Source organism: Citrobacter sp. Cy070 (assembly GCF_030332245.1).
GTDB lineage: Bacteria > Pseudomonadota > Gammaproteobacteria > Enterobacterales > Enterobacteriaceae > Citrobacter > Citrobacter youngae.
Genome location: NZ_JAOWIG010000086.1, coordinates 26,026 through 51,660, shown reverse-complemented (window position 1 = coordinate 51,660; position 25,635 = coordinate 26,026). Strand labels below are relative to the sequence as shown.

Genomic DNA, 25,635 nt, shown 5'->3' with positions numbered 1-25,635 from the left:
GTGAATATGAGCGTATTACGTTCGTTATTAACTGCTGGGGTGCTGGCGTCAGGCTTGTTATGGAGCCTGAGTGGAATCACTGCCACGCCAACGCCGCAGGAGTCGGATCAACGCTGGACGGTTACCCAACAGCGTAATCCGGATGCCGCCTGTCTGGACTGTCATAAGCCCCATACCGAAGGCATGCATGGTAAGCATGCGGAAGCCATCAACCCGAATAACAAACTGCCTGTCACCTGCACCAATTGTCACGGCCAGCCGTCACGGAACCACCGCGAAGGGGTGAAAGATGTGATGCGCTTTAATGAGCCGATGTACAACGTGGAGCAGCAGAACAGCGTCTGTATGTCCTGTCACCTGCCTGAGCAGTTGCAAAAAGCGTTCTGGCCGCACGATGTCCATGTAACCAAAGTGGCGTGTGCCAGCTGTCACTCACTGCATCCGAAGCAAGACACGATGCAGACGCTGAGCGATAAAGGACGGATCAAGATTTGCGTCGATTGCCACAGCGATCAACGTAACAATCCGAACTTTAACCCGGCGTCGGTTCCGTTGCTTAAGGAGCATCCATGAGTTGCTCTCGTCGCCAGTTTATCACCGGCGTCGGCGCGCTGGTGGCAGTGAGCGGGACGGCGGGACGCGTTGTGGCGAAGACGCTGAACATCAACGGCGTGCGTTACGGTATGGTTCATGATGAGTCTTTATGCATCGGCTGTACGGCCTGCATGGATGCTTGTCGGGAAGTTAACAACGTGCCGGAAGGCGTATCGCGTCTGACGATTATTCGCAGCGAGCCGCAAGGGACATTTCCTGATGTGAAGTATCGCTTCTTCCGTCACTCGTGCCAGCATTGTGACCATGCTCCCTGCGTTGACGTCTGCCCGACGGGAGCATCGTATCGCGATGCCGCCAACGGCATTGTGGATGTGAACCCCGACCTTTGCGTTGGCTGCCAGTACTGTATCGCCGCGTGTCCTTATCGTGTGCGCTTTATCCATCCGGTGAGCAAAACGGCGGATAAATGCGATTTCTGCCGGAAAACCAACCTGAAAGCGGGCAAACAGCCTGCCTGCGTTGAGTCATGTCCGACGAAGGCGCTGACGTTTGGTAATCTGGACGATCCCAACAGCGATATCTCCCGCTTGTTGCAGCAGAAAACCACCTACCGTTACAAGCTGGCGCTGGGCACGAAACCGAAGGTCTACCGCGTTCCCTTTAAATTTGGGGAGGTGAGCCAATGACATCCGCTTCTGCATTTCATTTTGAATCACTGGTGTGGGACTGGCCCATTGCCATCTATCTGTTCCTGATCGGCATTTCCGCCGGACTGGTTACGCTGGCAATTTTGCTACGTCGTTTCCATCCGCAGGCGGGTGGTTCTGACAGCACGCTGCTGCGCACCACGCTGGTGTTAGGGCCGGGGGCGATTATCTTCGGTTTGCTGATTCTGGTGTTCCACCTGACGCGTCCATGGACCTTCTGGAAACTGATGTTCCACTACAGCTTCACTTCGGTGATGTCGATGGGGGTTATGCTGTTCCAGTTGTACATGGTGGTGTTAGTGCTGTGGCTGGCAAAAATCTTTGAAAAAGAGGTGATTGCCCTGCAACAGCGGTTCGTGCCGCGACTGACGATGGTGTCAAAACTCCTGACGCTAATCACGCCGTTCCATCGCGCGCTTGAGACGCTAATGCTGGTGCTGGCGGTTCTGCTCGGGGCGTATACCGGATTCCTGCTGTCGGCGCTGAAATCCTACCCGTTCCTGAATAACCCGATCCTGCCGGTGCTGTTCCTGTTCTCCGGGATCTCCTCCGGTGCGGCAGTGGCACTGATCGCCATGGCGTTACGCCATCGTAGCAACCCACATAGTACGGAAGCGCACTTTGTGCATCGCATGGAAGTCCCGGTCGTATGGCTGGAGGTCTTCCTGCTGGCGGCGTTCTTCGTCGGCCTGGCGCTGGGCGATGACGGCAAAATGCGTGCGCTGGCGGCGGCACTGGGCGGCGGATTCTGGACCTGGTGGTTCTGGCTGGGCGTGGCCGGGCTTGGGCTGATACTGCCGATGCTGCTAAAACCCTGGGCCAATCGCAGTTCGACGTTTCATGGCGTGCTGGCAGTGTGCGGCGCCAGCCTGACCGGCGTACTGCTGCTGCGCTTTTTTATTCTCTATGCGGGTCAGCTAACCGTTGCGTAAGGTGATATCTGGACGTTCTCCTTCCTGAAGCCGGTTTTCTGGCGCTGTTATTAAGCCTCGGGGTCAACGTGTTGACCCCGCTTGCCGTGTTGGTGGGTGTCCGCCAGCGCTGGCAAGGGGTGATGCGCCTGGCATGCGTGGGCGTGTGGACGCAATTTGCCCTGCTGCTACTGGCCTTTGCCATTCTGGTATTCTGCTTTCTGACCAGTGACTTTTCGGTGGTCTACGTTGCCCAGCACAGCTACAGCCTGCTGCCGTGGGGATTAAAACTGGCGGCGGTGTGGGGCGGTCATGAAGGATCGTTGCTGCTGTGGGTGCTGTTTCTTTCCGCCTGGAGCGCGCTGTTTGCTCTTCGCTATCGGCGTGATACCAACGCGCTGTTTCCGCTGACGCTCAGCGTCCTTTCAATGATAACGGCCCTGCTGTTGCTGTTTGTGGTGGTATGGTCCGATCCGTTCGTGCGTATCTTTCCGCCAGCCATTGAAGGGCGCGACCTTAATCCGATGCTGCAACACCTTGGATTAATTCTCCACCCGCCGCTGCTGTACCTGGGTTACGGGGGGTTAATGGTGGCGGCAGGCGTGGCGCTGGCCTCGCTGCTACGTAGTGACTTTAATGCGCAGAGCGCCTGGGTGTGCTGGCGCTGGGCGCTGCCCGGCTGGTGCGCGCTGACGCTGGGGATTATCCTCGGCTCCTGGTGGGCGTACTGCGAGCTGGGTTGGGGCGGCTGGTGGTTCTGGGACCCGGTAGAAAACGCTTCCTTATTACCCTGGCTTTCCGCCAGCGCGTTGCTGCATAGCCTGTATATCACGCGCCAGCGCGGGATCTTCCGCCACTGGTCGCTGCTGCTGGCTATCGTCACGCTGATTTTATCGCTGCTGGGGACGCTGATTGTGCGTTCCGGCATTCTCGTTTCGGTGCATGCTTTCGCGCTGGATAACGTCCGTGCCACGCCGTTGTTTGCGCTGTTTACCGTGTTGAGTCTGGCGTCGCTCGGGCTGTACGCCTGGCGGGGCCAGCAAGTCCGGCAGAATGCGCGTTTTGGCGGTTGGTCACGCGAGATGCTGATTCTGGTTGCGTTGCTGCTCTTTAGTGCGGTGCTGCTGATTGTGCTGATTGGCACGCTCTACCCGATGATTTACGGGCTGTTCGGCTGGGGGCGGCTTTCTGTGGGCGCACCGTACTTTAATCGCGCTACGCTGCCCTTTGGGCTGCTGATGCTGCTGGTTATTGTGCTGGCAACGGTCAGAAGCCGCAACGTGTCTGTACGTTGTCAGCTTCCGGCGCTGCTGGCGCATGCCGGGGTGCTGGTGTTTGCGGCAGGGATCGTCTTTTCCAGCGGGAGCCGTCAGGAGATAAGCCTGAACCTGAGCCCCGGGCAGCAGGTGGAACTGGCGGGCTACGTTTTCCGTTTTGAGCGTCTCGACCTGGAAGCCAAAGGTAACTACACCAGTGAAAAAGCGCAGATCACGCTGTGGCACAATGAGAAACGCATTGGCAGCCTGCAACCTGAAAGGCGCTTCTATGCCGCGCGTCGTCAACAGATGATGGAGCCGGGGATCCGCTGGAATCTGTTACATGACTGGTACGCGGTGATGGGTGAAAAAACCGGACCAGACCGTTATGCCATGCGCTTGTACGTGCAGACCGGCGTGCGTTGGATTTGGGGCGGCGGACTGTTAATGGTCTTTGGCGCGCTGCTGAGCGGATGGCGAGGAAGGAAGCGTGATGCGTAATATCTGCGGTTTTATCGTCCTGTTTTTTATCACTTTCGCCACGCATGCCCAGGTTGTGGACACATGGACGTTTGCCAACCCGCAACAGCAGGAGAAAGCGCTGTCTATTGCCAGCCAGCTGCGCTGCCCGCAGTGCCAAAACCAAAACTTGCTGGAATCCAATGCGCCGGTAGCTGTCAGTATGCGCCACCAGGTTTACAGCATGGTGGCGGAAGGGAAAAGTGAAGCCGAGATAACCACGTGGATGACCGATCGTTACGGTGATTTCGTACGCTATAACCCGCCGTTGAATGAGCAGACGCTGCTGCTGTGGGCGTTGCCGTGCCTGTTGTTGTTACTGGTCGGCGTGGTGGTCTGGCGGGTGAGAAAGCGTCAGCGCGCAGAGGAGGAGGTGCAATGAGTCAGTCCGAACATCCCACAGCGCCGTTACGACCAATGCCCGTGAAGTGGCTGACTGCTGCGGTGGTGCTGATGGTTGTGGCCTGCATCGGCGGTTATCTGTTGACGCCAAAATGGCAGGCGGTGCGGCAGGAACAGGCGCGGTTGGCGGACCCATTACATGCGTTCTCCGATGATAACATTCAGGAAAAACAGCTACTTTCTTTGCAGTCGCAGATTCGTGCTGCTCCACAGGACGGTGTGTTATGGGCGCAACTGGGGGAATATTATCTTTGGCAAAATGCGTATCACAATGCACTGCTGGCCTATGAGCAGGCGCTGCGTTTTCGGGGTGAAAACGCCGAAATCTATTCGGCGCTGGCGACGGTGTTGTACTATCAGGCCGGGCAACATATGACACCGCAAACGCGCGAAATGATAGATAAATCCCTGGCGCTGGACGGTAACGAAGTTACCGCGCTGATGTTGTTAGCCTCAGATGCGTTTATGCAGGCAGACTACGCCCAGGCTATTTCAGTGTGGCAAAAAGTAATGGATTTAAACTCGCCGAGGGTGAATCGTGCGCAGTTGATCGACTCGATTAATATGGCGAAATTATTGCAGAATCGGCAAAAATAAATTTGTTTTTTTGTGATTTGCATCATTTTGCCTGTTTAAAAAACAGGCAATTGAACAAGTGGGCAAAAAAAACTCATGGAAGAACTTCTTCATTTTTTATCAAATAAAAATTCTTTTATAACAAAAAGTTATTCATGATTACCGATATAAACTCGCGTTTTTATGCATAATTTCAGCTAAACCCCCTGTTCTGAAAGGCTTGCGCGAGATAGCGTGCAAATGATAATGATAATAAGCGTTAAAAAACTCTATAAACGAATGCAACACAAATCATACCCTTTCAGTATGTACTGTTCTCGCATTTTTATATGCGGAATAGCGCTCCATCGAGGAAGTCCGTTGTTATGAAAAATTTGAAAGTCAGCCTGGCATGGCAGATCCTCATCGCCATGGTGCTGGGCATTTTGCTGGGGAGTTACCTGCATTACCATAGTGACAGCCGCGAATGGCTGGTGTTAAACCTGTTGCAACCGGCGGGTGATATCTTTATCCACCTGATTAAAATGATTGTCGTGCCGATTGTTATCTCCACGCTGGTTGTGGGTATTGCCGGGGTAGGCGATGCCAAACAGCTGGGCCGTATTGGCGCCAAAACCATTCTCTATTTCGAAGTGATCACCACCATCGCCATTATTCTCGGCATTACGCTGGCGAACGTGTTTCAACCGGGTTCCGGGATTGATATGTCGCAGCTGGCGACTGTGGATATTTCGAAATATCAAAATACAACCGCAGAAGTGCAAAGCCACGCGCATGGCCTGATGGGCACGATTTTGTCACTGGTGCCGACCAACATCGTCGCATCGATGGCGAAAGGCGACATGCTGCCGATTATCTTCTTTTCGGTGTTATTCGGTTTAGGCTTGTCTTCGCTGCCAGCTACTCACCGCGAGCCGCTGGTGACCGTGTTCCGCTCTATTTCCGAAACCATGTTTAAAGTGACGCACATGGTGATGCGCTACGCGCCGGTTGGCGTTTTCGCGCTGATTGCTGTGACCGTCGCGAACTTCGGTTTTGCCTCACTGTGGCCGCTGGCGAAGCTGGTACTGTTGGTGCATTTTGCCATCCTGTTCTTTGCGCTGGTGGTGCTGGGTATCGTGGCGCGTGTCTGTGGTCTGAGTATCTGGATCTTAATCCGTATCCTGAAAGATGAGCTGATTCTGGCGTATTCAACCGCCAGTTCTGAGAGCGTACTGCCGCGTATTATTGAGAAAATGGAAGCCTATGGCGCGCCAGCCTCAATTACCAGCTTTGTGGTGCCGACCGGTTACTCATTTAACCTTGATGGCTCAACGTTGTACCAGAGTATTGCCGCTATTTTCATTGCGCAGCTGTACGGTATCGACCTGTCACTATGGCAGGAAATCGTATTGGTGCTGACGTTGATGGTCACCTCGAAAGGGATTGCAGGCGTGCCGGGCGTCTCCTTCGTCGTACTGCTGGCTACGCTTGGCAGCGTCGGGATCCCGCTGGAAGGCCTGGCGTTTATCGCCGGCGTTGACCGTATCCTCGACATGGCGCGTACCGCGCTGAACGTGGTGGGGAATGCACTGGCGGTGCTGGTAATCGCCAAGTGGGAACACAAGTTTGACCGCAAGAAAGCGCTGGCTTACGAGCGCGAGATGCTGGGTAAATTTGATAAGACCGCGCAGTAATTAGTGATGGGTGCCTGATGGCGACGCTCACGCGTCTTATCAGGCCTACAAAGGATGTGTAGGCCGGATAAGCGTAGCGCCATCCGGCAACCAGCATCAACCATTGGTCAGCTTTTCAAACTCTTCACAGCCGGTATCAAATCCTTCCATACAGCTCAGATTCAGCCAGTGCAGCGCCTTCTGTTTATTCTTCACGATAAACCCCTGCTCGCCGTTTAAGAACATCATTCCGGCCCAGTACTCGGAATAACCGGTGCGGGAGATGGCCGAGCTGCGCTTGAAATACCATGTGGCCTTTTCATCGTCAGCAGGAATACCCACGCCATTGGCGTAGATCAGTCCGAGCAGCATTTGTGCATCGACAGTGGAGTCATTTTCCAGATCTTCAGAGGCGTTTTGCAGCAATGTAATGGCTTTGGGGTAATCTGTGCGTCCAGCCTGCGTGTTCACCAGAATTCTCGCCAGCGTAATTTCCCCCGCCTTACTGCCTGCCTCGGTCGCTTTTTCGGCCAGCGTTTTGGCTTGTGGATAATCCAGACTGACCGGGTTGGTTATCTTAATTTGCGCCAGTAAGGCCCAGGCATCCGCATCGCCATTGTCGGCTGCTTTTTGCGCCCAGTATTCGGCTTTGCTCAAATCGCCTGAACTAAACCAGGTATCGGCGAGAAAGTATTGTGCGCGTCGATCTCCTGCCTCAGCGGCCTGTAAGTACTGGCTTCCTGGCTCAGTATCACTGGCATGGGCAAAGAATGTCATAAAGAACATCAATGCAATGAGTTGTTTCATTTTGAGTTTTATTTAGGGTACGGAATGAACAGTATAAAGAGATCGTATGGATAAAAAAACAGCCTCCGGGCGGAGGCTGTTGCAGAACAGGTACGAAAACGGACTAACCCATCGCGCTTTCGCGCAGGCTGGCTTTCAGCTTGGTGTACTCATCAATCACATACTGTTCGGCGGCGCGCTGATCGGCAATGCGTTCAACGTTAACGGCACAGTACTTGTATTCCGGCGTTTTGGTAATCGGGCTCAAGTTCTCGGTTACCAGCTCATTACAGGCCCCAATCCACCATTGGTAGGTCATGTAAATCGCGCCTTTGTTTGGACGATCGCTGACTGCCGCACGGGTAATGACCCGACCTTTACGCGAGTTCACCCACACCAGCTCTTCATCCTGGATGCCCAGGCGTTCTGCGTCGGCGGTGTTGATCTGGGCATAGCCCGGTTCATCCGCCAGCGCGGCCAACGCCGCACAGTTACCGGTCATCGAACGGCAAGAGTAGTGGCCGACTTCACGCACCGTTGATAGTACCATTGGGTACTCTGGGGTGAGTTTGTCGATTGGCGCTACCCAGTCACAAGTGAAGAACTGCGCCAGGCCGTTCGGGGTGTCGAACTTCTCTTTGAAGAGGTAAGACGTCCCCTGGTCGGCATCGGAGGTGTCGCGGCAAGGCCACTGGATATAACCCAGTTCGCCCATCTTCTCGTAAGTGGCACCGTAGAAATCCGGGCACAGATGACGCAACTCGTCCCAGATTTCCTGGGTGTTGTTGTAGTGCATCGGATAGCCCATACGGGTGGCGATTTCACTGATAATCTGCCAGTCCGTTTTCAGATCCCACTTCGGCTCAACGGCTTTAAAGAAGCGCTGGAAGCCACGGTCAGCCGCGGAGAATACGCCTTCATGCTCACCCCATGACGTAGACGGTAAAATAACGTCTGCGGCAGCGGCGGTTTTGGTCATGAAGATATCCTGTACGATGACCAGTTCCAGATCCTCAAAGCCTTTACGTACCGCGGAAAGCTCAGCGTCGGTCTGTAATGGATCTTCACCCATAATGTAGGCCGCACGAACTTCGCCATGGGCCGCACGGTGCGGCAGCTCGCTGATGCGATAGCCGGTATGTGCAGGCAGGCTTTCCACGCCCCAGGCTTTGGCGAATTTCTCGCGGTTCGCCGGATCTTTCACGTACTGATAGCCCGGATAGGTATCCGGCAGCGCGCCCATATCGCATGCGCCCTGAACGTTGTTCTGGCCACGAACCGGGTTAACACCGACGCTTGGCTTACCGAGGTTACCAGTCAGCATTGCGAGGCTGGTCAGTGAACGCACGGTTTCCACGCCCTGATAGAACTGGGTAACACCCATGCCCCACAGGATGGCCGCACTTTTCGCCGTGGCATACATACGTGCAGCCTGACGGATATCGTGCGCGCTCACGCCCGTGATATCTTCGACGGACTCCGGCGTGTAGCCTTCGACAATCTTGCTGTACTCTTCGAATCCTTCCGTACGCGAGGCGACGAACGCCTGGTCGTACAGTTTTTCTTCGATGATGACATGACCCATAGCGTTAAGCAGCGCGATATTCGAGCCGTTTCTCAACGCGATGTGCATGTCAGCAATACGCGCAGTTTCAATTTTGCGCGGATCGCAGACGATAATTTTCGCCCCGTTACGTTTAGCGTTAATCACGTGATTCGCCACGATAGGGTGGGAATCCGCCGGGTTGTACCCGAAGATGAACACTAAATCTGTGTTATCAATTTCATTGATAGCATTACTCATTGCGCCGTTACCGACCGATTGGTGCAGACCTGCAACCGATGGGCCGTGTCAGACGCGAGCGCAGCAGTCAACGTTATTGGTACCAATAACGGCGCGCGCGAATTTTTGCATTACATAGTTGGTTTCGTTACCCGTACCGCGAGATGAACCGGTCGTCTGAATAGCGTCCGGGCCATACTTCGCTTTGATGGCGCTCAGACGAGTGGCGACGTAATCAAGCGCTTCATCCCAGGAAACAGATTCCAGTTTGCCGCCACGCTGGCGACGGATCATTGGGGTTTTCAGACGAGGGGTCAGGATCTGGGTATCGTTGATAAAATCCCAGCCATAGTAGCCCTTCAGACACAGGGTACCCTGGTTGGTTTTCCCCTGCGCCGCTTCAGCCCGGACGATTTTGCCGTTATCGACCACCAGGTTGATTTTGCAACCTGATGCGCAATATGGGCAAACCGTGACGACTTTTTTCATCGGTCTCGCTCCAGTTAATCAAATCGCGCATACGCGCTTGTCGCTGTGGTTATGCATCTTTTATGCCATGTTTTTATCAGGGGCATTCATCGATATTACGGGCGAATTTTGCGCAAAACCCTGACGAAAAACAGGCTGTCGTCATATTTGACGTGACGAATCTCCAATACGTGACGCCCCGGCAGTGTGACCGAGGTTATGTTTCCCACACATCCTTGTGCCTTATCGCTGTCACTCTGGGCAGAATCAATCACACTCATTTAAGTTGGCCAGAAATGGGGAAAAACAATGAAGCCAGCCATACTGGTTGTGGATGATGACGTGGCGGTCTGCTCGCTTTTACAGGATGTGCTGAGCGAACACGTCTTTGCAGTGACCGCTTGTCACACCGGGCAGGAGGCGCTGCGTTGCATTGATACTCAGCCGGAGATCGCGCTGGTGTTATTGGACATGATGTTGCCCGATATCAACGGTCTGATGGTGTTGCAGCAGGTGCAAAAGATGAGGCCCGGACTGCCGGTGGTGATGCTGACCGGGCTTGGCAGCGAGTCGGATGTGGTGGTCGGGCTGGAAATGGGCGCTGACGATTACATCGGTAAACCGTTCAATGCGCGGGTGCTGGTGGCGCGGGTGAAGGCGGTGCTCAGACGCGTCGGTGTGTTAACACCCGAAAGCAGCGGCCCACAAACTACGGGGTTATCCTTTAATGGCTGGCATCTGGACACTGCAGGTTGTCAGTTACGTAATCCTCAGCAATTGAAGGTGGACCTGACACAGGGTGAATACAGTTTGCTGCTAGCGTTGGCACAGAACGCCCGCCGGGTGCTCAGTCGGGAACAATTGCTGGAACTGACGCGCAGCGATAGCGTTGAGGTGTTTGACCGCACTATTGACGTGTTAATCATGCGATTGCGGCGAAAAATAGAGATTAACCCGCATCAACCGATGTTGATCAAAACCCTGCGCGGGCTGGGCTATGTATTCGCCGCCGACGTGCAGCATCACGACAAGGCGGCGTAAACGCCTTATCCGGCATCAGTCATTGTGGCTTTTAACTCTTCCAGCGTTTTCGCGCCGTCTATCGCATTGGCGCACAACAAACTGGCTCGCGCGCAGGCGTGTGCCAGTCGGATGCTCTCTTCCAGCGACCAGCGTTCATGACAGCCATACAAAAAACCGGCGCAAAACGCATCTCCCGCCCCGACGCTGCCGACGATCTCCTCCTGCGCCAGGTATTGTGACGGAACCCAAATGCCCGCCCGATCCGGCGCTTCCCCCCAGGCACCTTCCGGACAGTGGATCACCACCCGCTGGCGCACACCCGCATTCAGCAGTTCGCGCGCGGCGGTGGCGATATGCGGGATATGCAGCTCGCCGTTGGGCTGGCGGATCTCCAGCCCGCTGAACTCTCCGGCTTCCAGTTCGTTAATCACCAGATAATCGAGATGGCGCAGGGCGGGCATCACCAGCGGCTGGTAGCGCGGGTCGCCCTTGCGTGAGACCAGATCCAGCGATGTTTCAAAGCCGTTGTCGCGCATTTGCGCCAGCAGCCGAGCGCTACGCGTGCCGTACTCTTCATCCGGCATGTCCAGGCTGTCGAGCAGCAGCAGATAGCCAAGATGGAAGATTTTCATCGAGGTATCCAGTTGCTCAAAAGCGGGCAGATCCAGCAGGCGATTTGCGCCGGGCGAATGAAAAAATGTGCGCTGACCGCTCGGGTCGGTCATCACCTGCGACATTGACGTAGGGGCTGATGTTGTGCGCTGAACATGCTGGCGATTAACGTGATACTGTTCCAGCATCGCCATGATGTAATCGCCATCGCTGTCCTTGCCAATTAAGCCCACCGCCTGCAGCGGCAATCCGGTGTGCATTTTTGCCAGTGTAAGCAGCACGTTCAGCGGCGCACCGCCCGTGGCGCGTTCGCTACGGGTGATTTCTGCCAACCAGCCGCGCTCCGGCCACTGCACAATCTGATGTACATGATCGACCAGCATGTTGCCTGCGGCGATAATGCCTTTACGTTCCATCAGATTTGCCCCGCGCTGCCAAAAATACGCATCTGTTCTGAAACGGTATCAGTAATGGCCTCTTCAATGCCGAGCAGCAGTTCGGCGAATTCGTCGTACAAGGGCTGACGATTCGCCATCCGCGTCTCCACTGCCGACAGCGCCGCCTGCGACATGCCCGTATAAAAGTTTATTTTGTGAATGCCAAGCTCGATTGCCCGACGGAAATCGTCGTCGTTGATGCCGGAACCGCCGTGCAGTACCAGCGGGATCGCCGCTTGCTGGCGAATGGCGTCCAGACGCGGGAAGTCGAGCACCGGTTCGCCTTTATATTTGCCGTGGGCATTGCCAATGGCGACCGCCAGCGCGTCAATACCGGTTCTGTCGACGAAATCACGCGCCATCATCGGGTCGGTGAATAGCGACTCGTCGGCATGACCGTACAGCGCGCCGCCCTCATCACCGCCCACTGCGCCCAGTTCAGCTTCCACAGACACGCCGACAGCGTGGCACATCTTCACCACTTCGCGGGTTTGACGGATATTTTCTTCATATTCCAGCGTGGATCCATCGAACATCACTGAGCTGAAACCTAAGCGTAACGCTCGCACCACCGACTCAAAGTGCAGGCCGTGGTCAAGATTCAGCACTACCGGAATGTCATGTCTGGCGGCTTCGAACTTGACCGCTTCGACCAGAGAATCCAGCGAGATATATTTAAAATGCACTTCGGCGATATTGATGATAAACGGCGAACGTTCCTGCTTTGCCGCGGCAAACAGCGCACGCAGGAAGTGTGAGTCCAGAACGTTAAATGCCCCTAAGGCATAGCGGTGCTCGCGGGCATGGGCAAGCCCATCGGCGAGAGATATCAACGGCATAATGCGCTCCTTGGTTAGCGGAACAGGCGATATTCGTTACACAGCACCAGCAGCGCCGGTTCGTCTTCTTCAATGTCGTTGTAGCGGGAAATCGGTTGCAGAAAATGGTTGTCGTGGTCGTCGTCATTAACAGAAGAGACCTCGCCAACCAGCACGTCGCCAAAACCTTTTTCCGCCCAGAAGCTGTGATACAGGCCCGGCGGCAGGCAGATGCTCTCACCCGGCGTCAGGCGTAGTTGGCTGCCCGCGGCATGGGTTTGTCGGCAGCCATCAATGACCACATTGACGTCGCTGTCCTCCGTTTGTTCTCTGATACCGGCGTTCCACAGTTCGACAATCAGATTGCCGCCGCCGCGATTGATAATGTCTTCGCGTTTGCGCCAGTGAAAATGCATCGGCGTGACCTGCGCATCGCGAACATGCATGATTTTCTCGGCGTAGCATTTCTCGTAAGGCATGCCTTTCGGCGAACCATTACGCAGGGTGAACAGCGTTAATCCTTGCGCGGAAAAATTGTTGCCGCCGAACGCGGTGACATCCCAACCGAGCTTGAGGTCGAACACTTCGCTCCAGGCAGCGGCATCAAGCTTGCGCCATTGGGTCGGCGGGAAACTGGCAAAAGGGGGGAGATGCACGTCGTGCAGAGAGAAAAACTGGCGCGTGTGGCCAAGGATCTCGTTTATTGCGGAGCGTTTCATCGGCTGAATCCTCCTTAATATAATGCCGGATGGCGCCGCGCTTATCCGGCCTACAAATTCATAGCGATCTTGTAGACCGGATAAGGCATCTTTGCCGCCAACCGGCGTTGTTGTGGCGGGCTATTTAACCGTCCAACCCTTATAACTGCCGACGTTGTTTTTATCGATCATCGTCACTGGGATCAGCACGGGTTCTTTCGGGGCGGGTTTCCCCTGCAATATGTCATAACCGATTTCGACCGCTTTGGCAGCCATCACCTGCGGATCTTGTGCCGGAGTCGCCACAAATAGTGAGTTTTCGCGCTTCAGTGCTTCTTCACCATCTGGGCTGCCATCTACGCCGACAATAAAGAATTCGCTACGCTGCGCCTGTTTTGCCGCCAGATCGGCGCCGATCGCCGTGGGATCGTTAATCGCAAACACGCCATCGATCTTCGGATTCGCCGCCAGCAACGCGGTCATGATCTCCAGCCCGCCTTCGCGACTGCCTTTGGCGTTTTGGTTATGCGACAGTACCTTGATGTCCGGGTGGCGTTTAAATTCAGTCTGGCAGCCTTCCACGCGGTTCTGGACGGCGGAAACCGGCGGCCCGTTGATGATGACGACGTTGCCTTTGCCTTTCAGACGGTCGGTAATGTATTTACAGGCCATTTCACCTGCCTGAGTGTTATCGGAAGTAATGGTCGCGTCTGCGCCTTCCGCCGCTACGTCAACGGCAACCACCACGATCCCGGCGTCTTTCGCGCGTTTTACCGCCGGGCCGATGCCTTTGGAGTCGGCGGCGTTAAGGATGATCATGTCGACTTTGGCGGCAATAAAGTTGTCGATTTGCGACACCTGTTGCCCCAGATCGTAGCCGCTGGAAACCAGCGTCACTTTAACGCTATCACCTGCCAGTTTGCGTGCTTCCAGCTCCGCGCCTTTGGTAATTTGCACGAAGAACGGGTTGGCCAGATCGCCCACCGTAACGCCGATCGATTTCAGTTCTTTTGCCTGCACAAACGGAGCTGCAGCAAGCAGGGCGCCAGCACAGAGCGCGGTCACTAAGGGCTTCAATCTCATGCTGTATTCCTCGAAGTAAGATGTTGTTGTTATGCACTTTGATGGTGTCGGGTACGGTATTTGTCGATCAGCACCGCTATGATGATCACCGCCCCTTTGATCACCAATTGCCAGAAATAGGAGACGCCCATCAGCGTCATGCCATTATTGAGCGTGGCGATAATCAGCGCCCCCACCAGCGTGCCAGTAATGGTGCCGATCCCGCCAACAAAGCTGGTGCCGCCGAGGATCACCGCTGCGATGGCGTCCAGTTCGTAACCCATGCCTAAGTTGCCGTTGGCGCTGTATAACCGCGAGGCGCTCATCACCCCGCCAAGACCCGAGAGCAAACCACTCATGCCGTAGACGAACAGCAGCACCAGCCACACTTTGATCCCGGTTAGGCGCGCGGCCTGCATATTGCCGCCAACCGCATAGATATGAACGCCGAGTGTGGTGCGCCTAAGAATGAACCAGCACACCACCACCACCGCCAGCGCAATCACTACCAGCCACGGAACCGGACCGAGATAGTTGTTGCCGATCCACTCAAAGCTGATGTTGGAATTAATCACCGTCGTGCCATCGGCCAACAGATAGGCCGCGCCGCGCAGCGCGGTATAGGTTCCAAGCGTGACGATAAACGGCGGCAGCCCGGCAAAAGCGACCAGCGCCCCGTTAAACAACCCCAGTACCATGCCGAGCATTAGCGCCGCCGGAATAGATAGCATGGCAAACTCAGGAATAAGAGAAACGACCATGGCCGCAACGGCAGTGGTGCCGAGAATGGAGCCAACCGAAAGATCGATACCGCCGGTTAAAATAATGAAGGTCATGCCAGCGGCCAGCACGATGTTGATCGACGCCTGGCGGGTAATATTCAGCAGGTTGCTCTCAGTAAAAAAGTTTGGCGCGATAAAGCCAAACACCGCCACTATCAGGATGAGAATCGGTAAGATACCGACCGTTTGCATCAGATCGCTCATCAGCATTTTTTTTGCGGAGGCGGATTTCGCCACCTGCTGGGGAGTGGTTGGATTATTCATGGGGCACCGCCTGATGATGGGAGTCGTTCACGCCGGTTGCCAGCGTCATAATATTTTCCTGGGTAATACTTTGTCCGTCCAGCTCGCCGGCAATGCTGCCTTCGCGCATGACGTACACGCGATCGCTCATCCCGACCACTTCCGGCAGTTCGCTGGAGATCATCAGGATCGCCACGCCTTTGCGCGCCATCTCGTTCATGATCCGGTAGATCTCGCTTTTGGCGCCGACGTCCACGCCGCGCGTCGGTTCATCGAGGATCAAGATGCGTGGGCCGATCGCCACCCAGCGTGAAATCAACAGCTTTTGTTGATTGCCGCCGGACAAGCCGCCTGCGCGGACCTGTGCATGCGGCACGCGGATGTTGAGCAATTTGATGGCGTCATCGGAAATCGCCTGCGCCTTTTTGCGATCGAGCATGCCCCAGTTGGCGTCACGTTCCAGCGTCGCCATGGTGATGTTCTCTGCCGCTGCCAGCTCCAGAAAGAGTCCCTGTTCTTTGCGGTTCTCGGTCAGAAAGCCAATACCGTGGTCAATAGCCTCGCGCGGGGAGTGGATCACCACCGGTTCACCGTCCACTTCAATCATGCCGCCGATGGCTTTACGCACGCCAAAAATCAGCTGCGCCAGTTCAGAACGCCCGGCACCGACTAAGCCCGCAAGGCCGACAATCTCACCGGAGCGCACCAGTAAGCTGCACGGCTGGACTTTATTGCCGTCGGTCAGGTGGTGGACGTTAAGGCGCGCTTTACCCAAAGGAATATCGCGCTCTTTGTTGAACAGATCGCTTAACGGACGGCCCACCATCATGCGCACCAGCTCCGGGGCGTTGAGTTTGTCGCGAGTCAGGCTGCCGACGTATTGCCCGTCGCGCAGGACGCTGACGCGATCGGAGAGTTCGTACACTTCCGCCATGCGGTGGCTGATGTAGATAATCGCCATCCCCTCATCGCGCAGGCGCATGATCAGTTCAAACAGGCGGTGGGTTTCACGTGAGGAGAGGGCGGCGGTGGGTTCATCCATCACCAGAATGCGGCTGTTACGGTGCAGGGCGCGGGCGATTTCTACCTGCTGCTGTTCGGCGATGGTCAGCGTCATTACCCGGTCGCTGGCCTTAAACTGGGCGCCGAGTCGGTCGATAACCTTCTGTGACTGCATGATCATCTCTTTACGCTGGACCAGACCGCCGCGCGACAGCTCGCTGCCAAGAAAGATATTTTCCGCCACCGTCAGGTTTGGCGCGAGCTGCATCTCCTGGTAAATCAGCGTGATGCCTGCGCTCAGCGCATCCTTTGGCCCACGAATGTGAAACGGCTGACCGTCAATCAGGATCTCCCCGCTGGTGGCGGTATAGGCGCCCGCGAGGATCTTCATCAGGGTGCTTTTCCCCGCACCGTTCTCGCCCATCAGGGCATGAATCTCGCCCGGCCAGACCGTTAAATCGACCCCTTTCAGCGCGTAAAATTTGCCAAACGCTTTGGCAATGTTGCGCATCTCCAGAACCGGTGTCCTGCTCATGGCGGATCTCCTGTGGGGTGGCCGATATCAGCAGTCCATCACAGGAATGTAAATGCAAAATGTCAGAAGCCGTTCATATTTGTCATATTGCGATTTTTCTTCACGGAGCGTGATATGCCGCAACCGGGACGTCACTTTTTCGCCAGTGCGCGTGGACGATTACTGTTCTTTAATCTGCTGGTGGTGGCGGTCACGCTGATGGTGAGCGGTGTGGCGGTGCTGGGATTTCAGCATGCCAGCCAGATCCAGGAGCAGGTGCAGCAGCAAACCGTTGACGACATGACCGGCAGCATGAATCTGGCGCGTGATACGGCGAACGTAGCGACGGCGGCGGTGCGGTTGTCGCAGGTAGTCGGGGCGCTGGAATACAAAGGGGAAGCGGAGCGGCTGCAGGAGACGCAGCGGGCGCTGAAGCAGTCGCTGGAACAACTGGCTACCGCACCGCTGGCGCAGCAGGAGCCGGTGCTGGTCGAGCGAATTATCCAGCGCAGCCAGGAGCTACAAAGCAGCGTAGAAGGGATGTTGCAGCGCGGTCAGCGGCGGCACCTGGAACGTAACGCGTTGCTCAGTTCGCTGTATCAGAATCAAAGCTATTTACGTCATCTGCAAAAGCTGACCGGCGCGCAGGACGATGTGCTGCTGGGACAAATAGACCGCTTAATTGTAGCTGCCATTGAAACCCCCACGCCGCGTTCGGTGATCAAACAACTGGACGAGGTGGTGCCCGCGCTGCCTCTGCAAACCAGCAACCTCCTGATTAGCAACATCCTCAACGATTTCAACCAGGAGTTGCATAAGCTGGAGCCGCTTTCGTCGGCACTGGAACAAAGCGATCTGGCGATCAGCTGGTATATGTTCCACATCAAAGCGTTGGTGGCGATCCTCAACAGTGATATCAACCAGTATGTCTCGCAGGTGGCGATTATCTCCGAACAGCGGGTGGCGCAAAGTCATCGGGAACTGCAATCCGGCGCGTTGTTTATTTTGGCGTTTGCGCTGCTGGCGGTGGTGATCACCGGTTTTGCCGGGTGGTATATCTACCGCAATCTTGGTTCCAACCTGACAGCCATTTCGCGGGCGATGACCCGGCTGGCGCATGGGGAATCAGACGTCAGCGTTCCGGCCCTGCAACGGCGCGATGAGCTGGGCGAGCTGGCGCGTGCCTTTAGCGTCTTTGCCCGCAATACGGCGTCGCTCGAACACACCACCCGGCTGCTGAAAGAAAAAACCACGCAGATGGAAATCGACCGCACCGAGCGTCAGGGGCTGGAGGAAGCGCTGCTGCACAGTCAGAAACTGAAGGCGGTAGGACAGCTGACGGGCGGATTAGCGCATGATTTTAATAACCTGCTGGCGGTGATTATCGGCAGTCTGGATCTGGTGGATCCGGATTCTCCCGACGCGCCACGGGTCAATCGGGCGCTTAAAGCGGCTGGACGTGGTGCGCTGTTGACCCAGCGGCTGCTGGCTTTTTCGCGCAAACAGTCTTTGCATCCGCACGCGGTAGAGCTGAAAACTCTGCTGGAGAATCTGGGAGAGTTGATGCGTCATTCGCTACCCGCCACGCTGACGCTGGAAATTGAAGCCCAGTCTCCGGCCTGGCCCGCGTGGATTGACGTCAGCCAACTGGAAAACGCCATTATCAATCTGGTGATGAACGCCCGTGACGCCATGGACGGGCAGACGGGCACGATTAAAATCCGTACCTGGAATCAGCGGGTTACGCGCAGCGATGGGCGTAAGCAGGACATGGTGATGCTGGAGGTAGCCGACCAGGGAAGTGGGATGTCGCAGGAAGTGAAAGCGCAGGTCTTCGAGCCATTTTTCACCACCAAACAGACCGGCAGCGGCAGCGGTCTGGGATTATCGATGGTGTACGGCTTTGTGCGTCAATCCGGTGGTCGGGTGGAGATTGAAAGCGCCCCCGGGCAGGGAACCACGGTCCGGTTACAGCTTCCCCGTGCCGTTGTGCCGGTACAGATTCAGGCAGAACCGATAGCGGAACATGCGGCGAACAGCGGTGAAAAGCTGGTACTGGTGCTCGAAGATGAGGCCGACGTGCGCCAGACGTTGTGTGAGCAGTTGCATCTGCTGGGCTATCTGACGCTGGAGGCCGCCAACGGCGAACAGGCGCTGCATATGCTGGCGGCTTCCTCCGAGATTGATATTTTTATCAGCGACTTAATGCTGCCTGGAGGGTTAAGTGGGGTGGATGTCGTCAACCATGCGCTGAAGCACTACCCCCAGCTCACCATTCTGCTGATTAGCGGTCAGGATTTACGTCCGGCGCATAACCCGGCGCTGCCGGATGTGGCGCTATTGCGTAAACCGTTTACCCGAGGAGAACTGGCGCAGGCGCTGCGACTCGCACGTAATTGAGATTCCTCCGCTACCCGCGCAAATACGCTTTGATTACCGTGGGGTGTGTTTCTTGATGAGGCGGGTTTGATGCAACGCTCCCTGACATTCTTTCTTTTCAGTCTGCTAATGGTGACCACCGTTTCGGCGCAGGCGGATATTATCGATGAAGCCATCGGCAATATTCAGCAGGCGATTAACGACGCATACAAACCCGATAACGGGCGGGATTACGACGACGCCCGCGACAATGGCTGGGAACGCCAGATGAGTGACGATCGGCGCAGGCAGTATGATGACAGGCGACGCCAGTTTGAAGATCGACGTCGCCAACTGGATGACCGTCAGCGCCAACTTGATCAAGAACGGCGTCAGCTAGAAGACGAAGAACGCAGAATGGAAGAAGATTACGATCGTTAACTGTAACTATCTAAATGTAAGAATATTTTATCCCCTGTAAGGGATTTAGCTGTCAGCTCAACATCTCGCCATTTTATGTCAATGCATGCACTTGAGCACAGTGCGTGTATGCATTATAATCTCTCTATGCTTATGGAAAAGGAGCCGGCAATGGAATGTCTAAATCATTAAATATCAGGAGCTTTCGGGATACATGGCTTGAAGATTTTTTTGAGCGGGCGACATCGCACAGAAAAATACCAGCGGATATTCATACTGCATTAGCCAGAAAGCTGGATATCATTAATGCGGCTGTTTCGCATCGGGATTTGCGCTCGCCACCCGGTAACAGATATGAAGAGTTAACCGGAAAATTACAGGAATATTCTTCAATCAGAGTAAACAAGCAGTACCGATTAATATTTAAATGGGTTAACGGTAAGGCCGAAGATGTGTACTTAGATCCACACATCTACTAGAACTAGAGAAAATCTAAGGTAACGATATGAAACAGGCAACCAGAAAACCAACGACTGTGGGTGATATCCTGCAATATGAATACCTGGAGCCGCTCGAACTGAAAATTAACGATCTGGCTGAAATACTGCATGTTCATCGCAATACGGTGAGCGCACTGGTCAACAATAATCGCAAATTAACAACGGATATGGCGTTTCGTTTGGCCAAAGCGTTCGATACCTCCGTTGATTTCTGGCGTAACTTACAGGCGGCGGTTGACCTGTGGGAAGTTGAAAATGACATGCGGGCGCAAGAAGAACTGAACCGCATTGTTTCGGTTAAAGATTTTATCGCTCAGCGAAATAGCGAGTCTAAAAAAGTCGCCTGACTATCGTCTTGTCGGCCGGATAAGATGTTTTCATCGCATCCGGCAAATTTCCTTACTCCAGCATAATCTCCATTCCGTCATATCCTGCCTCAAACCCTGCGGGCAGCGGGTTATCCATCATCCACAGGTCGAACTGATGGCTGATATGCGTCAGGATCACCCGTGGACAGCGGATAACGTCGTTCAACGCGATAACGGTATTTAAATCACTGTGATTGCGCGGTGGCTCGCTACGCGGGGCATGGCTGCAGTCGATGATAATCACCTGCGGTTGGTTATTGTGCAGAAACTTCAGCGTCTTGTCGGGCAGTCCGGCGGTATCAGAGAGCCACGCCACGCGGCTGTGCGCGGTCTCCAGCAGATAGCCAAACGTCAGCTTAGAGTGGTTGAGCGGTAAAGGGGTCACCTGCAATCCCTGTAAATCGAACACCACAAACGGCGCGACGGTCTGGCTAAAATCAAGAATGCCGGGATGCTTAAACAGATCGTCGCAGCCCTGTTCATCCGGTGGGCCGTACACCGGGATCGTTTTTCCCACCCCCCAGCGCAGCGGAAACAGTCCCTGTACATGATCCATATGGTAATGAGTGAGCAGGAACTGCTGGAAACTGCCTGCCGGCCAGTCGTCCATCAGATGGGGGATCCCCGCGTCCAGCAGCGTCACCGCGTCGTTGAATTTGACCACCCCGCTACAAGGGCGTCGACGATATTGCGCCTGTAAGCGCGCCCGTTGGCAGGCCGCGCAGTCACAGCCAAATGCCGGCACCAGCTGTGCGCCGCCCGTTCCCGTCAGCGTAATGGTCAGACTCATGGCTCCCCCTACAACGGTTTGGTGAAGCGAAAATGGCTCATGGTATAGCCTTCGCGCTGGTAAAAACGGTGCGCGTCAAGACGCTGCGTGCTGGTGGAAAGCTCGGTCATTTCCGCCCCCGCTTCGCGCGCAGTGGCTTCGGCCCAGGCCAGCAGCTGGCTGCCAACGCTTAGCCCTCGTGCCTGTGGCATCACTACCAGTTCCTGAATCTCACCAATCCAGTTAGCGTGGTGCAGATGAAACTGCAAATGCAGGCCGATCAATCCGATGACCTGTCCCTCGAGCAGCGCCAGCTGGTAGTGCATATTCGGATCCTGCAGATTTGCGGCGTAGCCAGCGCTAAAAGCCTGCAGGTCGAATTGACCCTGCTTCAACTCGCAGATGAGCGCGTAAACCGCATCGGTATCGTAGAGCGTGGCGCGGCGTAATTCACAGACAGACATGTTTCTTCTCCTTGCGTCCCATCAGTGCGAGCAGTGTATCGACAGACTGTAGCAAACTACCATCGTTATTCAGGACGTGGCAGTCATACGGGGCGTAGCGGGCTGCGCGTTCAAGACGGGCGGCGATTTCCGTTTCGCTCTCCCGCCCACGCGCCTGCAGGCGCTGGCGGAGAATTGCCGGAGAAACCTGTAAGCAAATGGGAAGCAAAGAAGCGCCATAACGGGCCTGTGCCTGGGGCAGATGCGCACGCGAGCCGTTGACCACCACATCAAAACCAGCGTGCAGCCAGAGGTCTATCTCCACGCCGACGCCGTAGTAGAAGCCGTTGGCATGCCAGCTCAGCGCCAGCAGGTTCTGCCCGGCGCGGGTAAAAAACTCTGGTTCACTTAGCGCAATATGATTTTCATTCCCGGCGTTGGCGGCGCGGGTGATGTAACGATGTGCCACCAGTAGTTGCGCCGGTTCCTGCTGGCGAAGTTCTGCCAGCAGACTGTCCTTACCGGAGCCGGATGGTCCCATCAGCCAGATCAGTTTACCCATAGTCAGAATACCCTTTTGCCCTGACGCCAGACGTGGTCGATATGGATGTTGCCGCCTTTGCGGTGTGCCAGCACCAGATCCGCGCGTTTCCCTTCGGCAATAACGCCGCGATCGTCAAGATTTAATGCCCGCGCTGGATTGCGGGTCACCAGACGAATAGCCTGCGGCAGCGTAAAGCGGTTAGCGTCGTCCTCCGCTACGCGAAATGCCGCATCGAGCAGGCTGGCGGGGTAGTAGTCGGAGGAGAGAATATCCAGCAGCCCCAGCTCAGCCAGCCTATGTGCCGCCACGTTGCCGGAGTGAGAACCGCCTCGCACGATATTCGGCGCGCCCATCAGCACGTTCATGCCATGCTGGCGTGAGGCTTCGGCGGCTTCGAAAGTTGTGGGAAATTCGGCGATCACGCTGCCAAGTTGATGTGATTCAAGGACATGATCGTGGGTGGCGTCATCGTGGCTCGCCAGTGCAATCTGCCGTTCACGGCACATCTGGGCAATGGCCGAGCGGTTGGGCTGTGACCAGCGTGCAGCCAGCGCTAACTGTTCTTCTTCATAACGGGCCATCTGCTCGTCGGTGAGCGAATACTTGCCCTGATAATACTCGCGGTACTTCTCTCGATTGGCAAACTGACGCTGGCCGGGGGAATGGTCCATCAGCGACACCAGCGTCACCGGCTCACGACCGACCAGTTTTTCAAACAGCGGCAGGGTGGTGTGATGCGGCAGCTCGCAGCGCAGATGCAGACGGTGCTCGGCGCGATTGACCCCACGCTTTTGCGTCTCTTCTACCGCATTTATCATTTTCTCCAGGTTTTCCAGGCGGTCGCCGCCGTCGCGCACATCGCCAATCGCCACCGCGTCCAGCACGGTGGTAATGCCGCTGGCGACCATCAGCGCGTCGTGGCTACTCATCGCCGAGTGGGCAGGCCAGTCTACCTTCGGGCGCGGGGTGAAAAACTTGTCGAGATTGTCGGTATGCAGCTCGATAAGCCCTGGCAGCAGCCAGCCGCCTTCGCCGTCCAGCGCCTCTGGTAAACGGCTCTGACTCTCAGTAAAGGCGCGGATAATCCCGCCCTCGATTTCCAGCGATCCTTGCACCACGTCATCTTCCAGTACCAGCTTTACATTATTGATAATCATGCTGTTGTTCCCATCAGATGCAGACGATCCGCTACGCGTTCGCGCACGGTTTGATCGTGAAAAATGCCGACAATTGCCGCGCCGCGCGCTTTCGCTTCTTCAATCAATGCGACGACGGCGGCGCTGTTTTTGGCGTCCAGCGAGGCGGTGGGTTCATCGAGCAGCAAAATTGGGTAATCGACGATAAACCCGCGGGCGATGTTGACGCGCTGTTGTTCGCCACCGGAAAAGGTCGACGGTGCCAGGTGCCACAGTCGTTCTGGTACGTTCAGGCGGGTAAGAAGATTGGCCGCTTTGGCGGCGCACGCCTCACGGGGGACGCCCAGATCCAGCAGCGGTTGCATCACCACATCCAGCGCGGAAACCCTTGGGATCACGCGCAGAAACTGGCTTACCCAGCCGATGGTTGAACGGCGAACTTCCAGCACTTTGCGCGCCGGAGCCTGCACCAGATCCACCCATTCATCGCTGTGACGAATGTGGATGTGTCCTTCATCCGGCAGATAGTTGGCGTACAGCGATCGCAGCAGCGTGGACTTGCCGCTACCCGAGTGACCGTGCAGCACCACGCATTCGCCATTTTTCACTTCCAGCGTGGCGTTTTGCAGCACCGGCAGACGCACGCCGTTTTGCTGATGCAGCACAAAAGTTTTACTGACGTTTTCAACGCGGATCATTTGAGCCTCTTAGTTCTGCAAAACGGACGACACCAGCAACTGGGTGTACGGATGGTGCGGGTCGTCGAGCACGCGGTCGGTTAACCCACTTTCCACCACCTGACCCTGTTTCATCACCAGCAAACGGTCTGCCAGCAGACGCGCCACACCCAGATCGTGGGTGACAATCACCACCGCCAGATCCAGTTCCACCACCAGGCCGCGCAGCAGGTCCAGCAGTTTGGCCTGTACCGAAACGTCCAGCCCGCCGGTGGGTTCGTCCATAAACACCAGTTTGGGATGGGTGACGAGGTTGCGGGCGATCTGCAGGCGCTGCTGCATACCGCCGGAAAAGGTGGTTGGCAGGTCGTCGATACGCGAGGCAGGGATCTCCACCTCCTCCAGCCAGCGCTGCGCGGTGGCGCGGATGTCGCCGTAGTGACGCGCGCCGGTGGCCATCAGGCGTTCGCCGATATTGCCGCCGGCGGAGACCTGACGGCGCAGGCCATCCAGCGGATGCTGATGCACTACGCCCCATTCGGTGCGCAGCAGACGGCGACGGTCGGCCTCGTTCATGCCGTACAGCGAACGGTTCTGATATAAGATCTCACCGCTCTGCGGCGTCAGCCGTGAAGAGATCGATTTCAGCAGCGTGGTTTTGCCAGAACCGGACTCGCCGACGATACCCAGCACTTCGCCAGGCCACAGGTCAAAAGAGACATCGCTGAAGCCTTTGCCCGGCGCGTAGAGATGGGTCAGGTTATTGACTGAAAGCAGCGGTTGCGTCATTGGCTGAGGGCCTCGCTCTGTTGGCGGCAGTAGTCGGTGTCGGAGCAGACAAACATGCGTTTGCCGGTGTCATCGAGCACCACTTCATCAAGATAGCTGTGGGTTGAGCCGCAGATGGCACAAGGCTCATCCCAGCTCTGCACGGTAAACGGGTGATCGTCGAAATCGAGGCTTTCCACGCGGGTGTAAGGTGGCACGGCATAGATGCGCTTTTCGCGGCCTGCGCCAAACAGTTGCAGGGCCGGCATCATGTCCATCTTCGGGTTGTCGAATTTCGGGATTGGCGACGGGTCCATGACGTAGCGGTCGTTGACCTTTACCGGGTAGGCGTAAGTGGTGGCGATATGACCGAAGCGGGCGATATCTTCATACAGTTTCACCTGCATGATGCCGTACTCTTCCAGCGCGTGCATGGTGCGGGTTTCCGTTTCGCGCGGTTCGATAAAGCGCAGCGGCTCGGGGATCGGTACCTGGAAGATGATTATCTGATCTTCTGTTAGCGGCGTTTCCGGGATGCGGTGGCGGGTCTGGATCAGCGTGGCGTCTTCCGTACGTTCGGTGGTGTTAACGCCGGTTACGCGCTTGAAGAAATTACGAATCGATACGGCGTTAGTGGTGTCGTCCGCGCCCTGGTCAATCACCTTCAGCACGTCCGGCTCGCCAATCACGCTGGCGGTAAGTTGAATGCCGCCGGTTCCCCATCCGTAGGGCATCGGCATTTCTCGTCCGCCAAACGGTACCTGGTAACCGGGGATCGCTACCGCTTTCAGAATTGCGCGGCGGATCATGCGTTTGGTCTGCTCATCAAGGTACGCAAAGTTG

At 55.9% G+C, this 25,635-nt stretch carries 26 protein-coding genes and 1 pseudogene; 12 read left to right on the top strand and 15 right to left on the bottom strand.

Annotation, left to right across the window (positions count from 1 at the left end):
- The first annotated feature begins 6 nt into the window (after positions 1–6).
- The 7 genes and pseudogenes from nrfB (at position 7) to gltP (ending at position 6,602) form a co-directional block, all read left to right on the top strand.
- Positions 7–573: a cytochrome c nitrite reductase pentaheme subunit gene (gene nrfB / locus OGY19_RS18055; RefSeq protein WP_115601139.1), complete on the top strand. Its 567-nt coding sequence runs from the start codon at positions 7–9 to the stop codon at positions 571–573.
- Positions 570–1,241 (top strand): cytochrome c nitrite reductase Fe-S protein, encoded by a 672-nt coding sequence (gene nrfC, locus OGY19_RS18050; RefSeq protein ID WP_005132585.1) that lies wholly within the window; start codon positions 570–572, stop codon positions 1,239–1,241. The genes nrfB and nrfC overlap by 4 nt, the downstream gene beginning before the upstream one ends.
- Complete coding sequence (gene nrfD, locus OGY19_RS18045; RefSeq protein WP_048213912.1) at positions 1,238–2,194, top strand: cytochrome c nitrite reductase subunit NrfD; 957 nt, start codon at positions 1,238–1,240, stop codon at positions 2,192–2,194. Before nrfC ends, nrfD begins: the two co-directional genes overlap by 4 nt.
- A gap of 8 nt (positions 2,195–2,202) precedes the next feature.
- Positions 2,203–3,930 carry a heme lyase CcmF/NrfE family subunit gene (locus OGY19_RS18040; RefSeq protein ID WP_186336747.1) on the top strand — a complete coding sequence of 576 codons (1,728 nt, stop codon included), beginning with the start codon at positions 2,203–2,205 and terminating at the stop codon, positions 3,928–3,930.
- Between the two features lie 16 nt (positions 3,931–3,946).
- A pseudogene (gene nrfF, locus OGY19_RS24625) lies at positions 3,947–4,330 on the top strand (heme lyase NrfEFG subunit NrfF); the annotation flags it as partial.
- Positions 4,327–4,947 (top strand): heme lyase NrfEFG subunit NrfG, encoded by a 621-nt coding sequence (gene nrfG, locus OGY19_RS18035; protein WP_115601138.1) that lies wholly within the window; start codon positions 4,327–4,329, stop codon positions 4,945–4,947. The pseudogene nrfF and the gene nrfG, both read left to right, overlap by 4 nt.
- A gap of 344 nt (positions 4,948–5,291) precedes the next feature.
- Positions 5,292–6,602: a glutamate/aspartate:proton symporter GltP gene (gene gltP / locus OGY19_RS18030; RefSeq protein WP_048213908.1), complete on the top strand. Its 1,311-nt coding sequence runs from the start codon at positions 5,292–5,294 to the stop codon at positions 6,600–6,602.
- Between the two features lie 96 nt (positions 6,603–6,698).
- On the opposite strand, the gene yjcO is transcribed toward gltP, so the two are convergent.
- Together yjcO and fdhF are read right to left on the bottom strand one after the other, a co-directional pair.
- The gene (yjcO, locus tag OGY19_RS18025; RefSeq protein ID WP_124021066.1) at positions 6,699–7,388 is read right to left on the bottom strand and encodes a Sel1 family TPR-like repeat protein YjcO; all 690 of its coding nucleotides are present in this window, start codon (positions 7,386–7,388) and stop codon (positions 6,699–6,701) included.
- A 103-nt stretch (positions 7,389–7,491) separates the two neighbouring features.
- A complete protein-coding gene (gene fdhF / locus OGY19_RS18020; RefSeq protein ID WP_082759560.1) occupies positions 7,492–9,639 on the bottom strand; it encodes a formate dehydrogenase subunit alpha in 2,148 nt (715 codons plus the stop codon).
- A gap of 288 nt (positions 9,640–9,927) precedes the next feature.
- On the opposite strand from fdhF, the gene OGY19_RS18015 reads away from it, so the two are divergent.
- The gene (locus OGY19_RS18015) at positions 9,928–10,659 is read left to right on the top strand and encodes a response regulator (RefSeq protein ID WP_061067034.1); all 732 of its coding nucleotides are present in this window, start codon (positions 9,928–9,930) and stop codon (positions 10,657–10,659) included.
- A 5-nt stretch (positions 10,660–10,664) separates the two neighbouring features.
- Here OGY19_RS18015 and OGY19_RS18010 read toward each other — a convergent pair whose 3' ends face one another.
- From OGY19_RS18010 to OGY19_RS17985, 6 genes are all read right to left on the bottom strand, one after another.
- Entirely contained in the window at positions 10,665–11,672 is a 1,008-nt protein-coding gene (locus OGY19_RS18010; RefSeq protein ID WP_115601135.1) for a carbohydrate kinase family protein, read from the bottom strand.
- Positions 11,669–12,529, bottom strand: coding sequence for a ketose 1,6-bisphosphate aldolase (locus OGY19_RS18005; RefSeq protein ID WP_115601134.1), 861 nt, complete (start codon positions 12,527–12,529; stop codon positions 11,669–11,671). Before OGY19_RS18005 ends, OGY19_RS18010 begins: the two co-directional genes overlap by 4 nt.
- Positions 12,530–12,543: 14 nt before the next feature.
- Entirely contained in the window at positions 12,544–13,227 is a 684-nt protein-coding gene (locus OGY19_RS18000; protein ID WP_101742848.1) for a D-lyxose/D-mannose isomerase, read from the bottom strand.
- A 120-nt stretch (positions 13,228–13,347) separates the two neighbouring features.
- The gene (locus OGY19_RS17995; protein ID WP_003826688.1) at positions 13,348–14,289 is read right to left on the bottom strand and encodes an ABC transporter substrate-binding protein; all 942 of its coding nucleotides are present in this window, start codon (positions 14,287–14,289) and stop codon (positions 13,348–13,350) included.
- A 29-nt stretch (positions 14,290–14,318) separates the two neighbouring features.
- Entirely contained in the window at positions 14,319–15,314 is a 996-nt protein-coding gene (locus OGY19_RS17990; RefSeq protein ID WP_005132548.1) for an ABC transporter permease subunit, read from the bottom strand.
- A complete protein-coding gene (locus tag OGY19_RS17985) occupies positions 15,307–16,830 on the bottom strand; it encodes a sugar ABC transporter ATP-binding protein (RefSeq protein WP_115601133.1) in 1,524 nt (507 codons plus the stop codon). The genes OGY19_RS17990 and OGY19_RS17985 overlap by 8 nt, the downstream gene beginning before the upstream one ends.
- A gap of 114 nt (positions 16,831–16,944) precedes the next feature.
- Here OGY19_RS17985 and OGY19_RS17980 point away from each other — a divergent pair, with 114 nt between their 5' ends.
- The 4 genes from OGY19_RS17980 to OGY19_RS17965 all read left to right on the top strand — a co-directional run bounded on the left by OGY19_RS17980 (position 16,945) and on the right by OGY19_RS17965 (position 20,434).
- Positions 16,945–19,209 (top strand): hybrid sensor histidine kinase/response regulator, encoded by a 2,265-nt coding sequence (locus OGY19_RS17980; protein ID WP_286596921.1) that lies wholly within the window; start codon positions 16,945–16,947, stop codon positions 19,207–19,209.
- A gap of 69 nt (positions 19,210–19,278) precedes the next feature.
- Positions 19,279–19,608, top strand: a complete 330-nt coding sequence (yjdP, locus tag OGY19_RS17975; RefSeq protein WP_048213892.1) for a DDRRRQL repeat protein YjdP — start codon at positions 19,279–19,281, stop codon at positions 19,606–19,608.
- Between the two features lie 155 nt (positions 19,609–19,763).
- Positions 19,764–20,066, top strand: coding sequence for a type II toxin-antitoxin system RelE/ParE family toxin (locus OGY19_RS17970; protein WP_046671374.1), 303 nt, complete (start codon positions 19,764–19,766; stop codon positions 20,064–20,066).
- A gap of 26 nt (positions 20,067–20,092) precedes the next feature.
- On the top strand, positions 20,093–20,434 hold the full coding sequence (locus OGY19_RS17965) for a HigA family addiction module antitoxin (protein ID WP_048213890.1): 342 nt from the start codon (positions 20,093–20,095) through the stop codon (positions 20,432–20,434).
- 52 nt (positions 20,435–20,486) lie between these two features.
- On the opposite strand, the gene phnP is transcribed toward OGY19_RS17965, so the two are convergent.
- From phnP to phnJ, 7 genes are read right to left on the bottom strand one after another with little or no spacing between them, the layout of a single operon-like run.
- A complete protein-coding gene (phnP, locus tag OGY19_RS17960; protein ID WP_115601131.1) occupies positions 20,487–21,245 on the bottom strand; it encodes a phosphonate metabolism protein PhnP in 759 nt (252 codons plus the stop codon).
- An 8-nt stretch (positions 21,246–21,253) separates the two neighbouring features.
- Positions 21,254–21,688 (bottom strand): aminoalkylphosphonate N-acetyltransferase, encoded by a 435-nt coding sequence (gene phnO / locus OGY19_RS17955; RefSeq protein ID WP_048213888.1) that lies wholly within the window; start codon positions 21,686–21,688, stop codon positions 21,254–21,256.
- A complete protein-coding gene (gene phnN, locus OGY19_RS17950) occupies positions 21,675–22,229 on the bottom strand; it encodes a ribose 1,5-bisphosphokinase (RefSeq protein ID WP_003841102.1) in 555 nt (184 codons plus the stop codon). Before phnN ends, phnO begins: the two co-directional genes overlap by 14 nt.
- A 2-nt stretch (positions 22,230–22,231) precedes the next feature.
- Positions 22,232–23,368 carry an alpha-D-ribose 1-methylphosphonate 5-triphosphate diphosphatase gene (gene phnM, locus OGY19_RS17945; RefSeq protein ID WP_115601130.1) on the bottom strand — a complete coding sequence of 379 codons (1,137 nt, stop codon included), beginning with the start codon at positions 23,366–23,368 and terminating at the stop codon, positions 22,232–22,234.
- On the bottom strand, positions 23,365–24,045 hold the full coding sequence (gene phnL / locus OGY19_RS17940; protein WP_115601129.1) for a phosphonate C-P lyase system protein PhnL: 681 nt from the start codon (positions 24,043–24,045) through the stop codon (positions 23,365–23,367). Before phnL ends, phnM begins: the two co-directional genes overlap by 4 nt.
- A 9-nt stretch (positions 24,046–24,054) precedes the next feature.
- Positions 24,055–24,813, bottom strand: a complete 759-nt coding sequence (gene phnK, locus OGY19_RS17935) for a phosphonate C-P lyase system protein PhnK (RefSeq protein WP_003844769.1) — start codon at positions 24,811–24,813, stop codon at positions 24,055–24,057.
- Positions 24,810–25,601, bottom strand: coding sequence for an alpha-D-ribose 1-methylphosphonate 5-phosphate C-P-lyase PhnJ (gene phnJ, locus OGY19_RS17930; RefSeq protein WP_232034721.1), 792 nt, complete (start codon positions 25,599–25,601; stop codon positions 24,810–24,812). The genes phnK and phnJ overlap by 4 nt, the downstream gene beginning before the upstream one ends.
- Positions 25,602–25,635 lie beyond the last annotated feature (34 nt).

Bases quoted from the DNA above. Each gene is read 5' to 3' on its own strand.
- nrfB (WP_115601139.1), top strand. From the start codon at position 7: ATGAGCGTATTACGTTCGTTATTAACTGCTGGGGTGCTGGCGTCAGGC.
- nrfC (WP_005132585.1), top strand. From the start codon at position 570: ATGAGTTGCTCTCGTCGCCAGTTTATCACCGGCGTCGGCGCGCTGGTG.
- nrfD (WP_048213912.1), top strand. From the start codon at position 1,238: ATGACATCCGCTTCTGCATTTCATTTTGAATCACTGGTGTGGGACTGG.
- nrfG (WP_115601138.1), top strand. From the start codon at position 4,327: ATGAGTCAGTCCGAACATCCCACAGCGCCGTTACGACCAATGCCCGTG.
- gltP (WP_048213908.1), top strand. From the start codon at position 5,292: ATGAAAAATTTGAAAGTCAGCCTGGCATGGCAGATCCTCATCGCCATG.
- yjcO (WP_124021066.1), bottom strand. From the start codon at position 7,388: ATGAAACAACTCATTGCATTGATGTTCTTTATGACATTCTTTGCCCAT.
- OGY19_RS18015 (WP_061067034.1), top strand. From the start codon at position 9,928: ATGAAGCCAGCCATACTGGTTGTGGATGATGACGTGGCGGTCTGCTCG.
- OGY19_RS18005 (WP_115601134.1), bottom strand. From the start codon at position 12,529: ATGCCGTTGATATCTCTCGCCGATGGGCTTGCCCATGCCCGCGAGCAC.
- OGY19_RS18000 (WP_101742848.1), bottom strand. From the start codon at position 13,227: ATGAAACGCTCCGCAATAAACGAGATCCTTGGCCACACGCGCCAGTTT.
- OGY19_RS17995 (WP_003826688.1), bottom strand. From the start codon at position 14,289: ATGAGATTGAAGCCCTTAGTGACCGCGCTCTGTGCTGGCGCCCTGCTT.
- OGY19_RS17990 (WP_005132548.1), bottom strand. From the start codon at position 15,314: ATGAATAATCCAACCACTCCCCAGCAGGTGGCGAAATCCGCCTCCGCA.
- OGY19_RS17985 (WP_115601133.1), bottom strand. From the start codon at position 16,830: ATGAGCAGGACACCGGTTCTGGAGATGCGCAACATTGCCAAAGCGTTT.
- OGY19_RS17980 (WP_286596921.1), top strand. From the start codon at position 16,945: ATGCCGCAACCGGGACGTCACTTTTTCGCCAGTGCGCGTGGACGATTA.
- yjdP (WP_048213892.1), top strand. From the start codon at position 19,279: ATGCAACGCTCCCTGACATTCTTTCTTTTCAGTCTGCTAATGGTGACC.
- OGY19_RS17970 (WP_046671374.1), top strand. From the start codon at position 19,764: ATGTCTAAATCATTAAATATCAGGAGCTTTCGGGATACATGGCTTGAA.
- OGY19_RS17965 (WP_048213890.1), top strand. From the start codon at position 20,093: ATGAAACAGGCAACCAGAAAACCAACGACTGTGGGTGATATCCTGCAA.
- phnP (WP_115601131.1), bottom strand. From the start codon at position 21,245: ATGAGTCTGACCATTACGCTGACGGGAACGGGCGGCGCACAGCTGGTG.
- phnO (WP_048213888.1), bottom strand. From the start codon at position 21,688: ATGTCTGTCTGTGAATTACGCCGCGCCACGCTCTACGATACCGATGCG.
- phnN (WP_003841102.1), bottom strand. From the start codon at position 22,229: ATGGGTAAACTGATCTGGCTGATGGGACCATCCGGCTCCGGTAAGGAC.
- phnM (WP_115601130.1), bottom strand. From the start codon at position 23,368: ATGATTATCAATAATGTAAAGCTGGTACTGGAAGATGACGTGGTGCAA.
- phnL (WP_115601129.1), bottom strand. From the start codon at position 24,045: ATGATCCGCGTTGAAAACGTCAGTAAAACTTTTGTGCTGCATCAGCAA.
- phnK (WP_003844769.1), bottom strand. From the start codon at position 24,813: ATGACGCAACCGCTGCTTTCAGTCAATAACCTGACCCATCTCTACGCG.
- phnJ (WP_232034721.1), bottom strand. From the start codon at position 25,601: ATGATCCGCCGCGCAATTCTGAAAGCGGTAGCGATCCCCGGTTACCAG.